Consider the following 1758-nt stretch of genomic DNA (forward strand, 5'->3'; position numbering starts at 1 on the left):
ATACAAGGATGTCCCGGGAGCAGTGCTGCGTCCCGGCAATCTGTCGGCGATGATCGGTGCCAGCGTGCATTCGGGCGAGGATGTCATCCTGACGGCGACCGGGCCGGGCAGCGAGCGCGTGCACGGCTCGATGGATAATACCGAAGTCTTTCGCGTCATGGTCGAAGCGCTCGGTCTGGCCGCCGGGCAGTAGCCGCCCCGCGCGACTCAAACAAAAATGGCCGGGATTGCTCCCGGCCATTTTGCATTTGTGGGTCGCCTTACCGCGGCGGCGCGGTGCCGGGCGGGGGCGGCGGCAGCGAGGCCTGCCCGCCGTTGAGCAGCGGCGTGATGTTGCGGATGGTGACGCGCCGGTTGATCAGGCTCGGCCCTTGCGTCTGCTCCTTCAGATACTGCTCGCCATAGCCCTGCGACGTCAGGTTCTCCGATGGCACGCTGAACTGCTGGGTCAGCAATTCGGCCGCGGACTGCGCACGACGGTCCGACAATGACAGATTGTCGACCTCGTTGCCGACCGCGTCGGTGTGACCTTCGATCAGGAATACCACGCGCGGGTTGGCCTGGATCGCACGGTTGAGACCGTCGGCGATCGCCTGCAGCTTCTCCGCCTGATCCGGTGGGATCGTCCACGATCCCGTTTCGAAGTTGATCGTGTTGACGTCGATGCTCGGCATTTGCATGCGAACATTGGGGCTGTAGCGGATCTCGTCGAGCGTGTAGCGACGATCGATCCGTTGCACCGGCGGTGCCACCATCGTCTGGTAGATCACGTCCGGCGACGCTTCCTGGGCGTCGACGATGTAGCGATCGTAGGGAATGTTCACGACCGGCGGCGGCGCATCGACATAGAAACCGCCAACCGACCGCGGATCGCGGTAGCTGTTGTCGATGATGATGATCTCGCGCCCAGCGGGGTCCCGGCGGATTCGCCGCAGCAACCGACCGTCCGGACCGACCACCGTGATGATCTCGCTGCCATCGGGACGGATCACGACGGTGCGGGTATCGCCGCCGACGGTGTCGGTGCGGATATCTCGGGCGCCGTAGCGGAAGCGGTAGAGATCGTTGCCGCGGACGTAGGCCTGCCCGCCCGGATCGCGGATGATGATGCGATCCGGTTCGGTGTAGATGGTGCGGCCACCCTCGATGCTCTCGTGTCGCTGGTTGCGGTAGTCGGCGATGGTCGCGCCGATCACGGCGCCAGCCACGACGCCTGCACCGATCGCGAGCGGTGTCAGGTCACGCTGCGGCGGCCGCGGCGGAGGTGGCAGCGGTGCGACGACTGTCGGCGCGGCCTGGAAGGCAGGCGTAACCGTCGGTGCTGCGAATTGCGCCCTGTTGGGTGGCGGCGTTGCGGCCGCCGAACCCGGCACTGTGCTCGGCGTTGCGGCACCGGCCGCGGGCCGGGCCGGGAGGCCGCCGGCCTGGGGCGGCGCAGCCGGAGTTCCGGCCGCGGGCGCGCCAGCAGGAGGCGTTCCACCCTGGGGTCCTGGCGTCGGTCCTGCACCGGGACGTCCGGGCGCGCCCCCGGGGGCCGGCGTTGCCGTCGGAGCCGGGGTCGCCGCGCCGGGCGCGGGCGTCGGTGCAGGACCCGGACGTCCGGATGGCGGCGTCGCGCCACCGGGTGCCGGCGTGGTCGTTGGAGCGGGCGTAGCGCCTGGAGCTGGCGGCGATCCTGCCGCCGGAGGCGAGCCGGGACGTACGCCGGGCGGCGGTGCACCAGGGCGTCCAGCCGGCGGAGCGCCGGGTGTGCTGCCC

2 protein-coding genes are annotated in these 1758 nt (G+C 69.5%); one reads left to right on the forward strand and one right to left on the reverse strand.

The features are described 5' to 3' along the window. Nucleotides 1-193: alkaline phosphatase (locus AC1D00_RS39695; protein ID WP_477014447.1), on the forward strand; the 193-nt coding region annotated here is incomplete at its 5' end. 67 nt (nucleotides 194-260) lie between these two features. On the opposite strand, the gene AC1D00_RS39700 is transcribed toward AC1D00_RS39695, so the two are convergent. Then, nucleotides 261-1758, reverse strand: a 1498-nt coding sequence (locus AC1D00_RS39700; RefSeq protein ID WP_477014448.1) for an OmpA family protein, incomplete at its 5' end; no start/stop codon positions are given.

This window comes from Bradyrhizobium sp. P2_E8 (genome assembly GCF_056403875.1).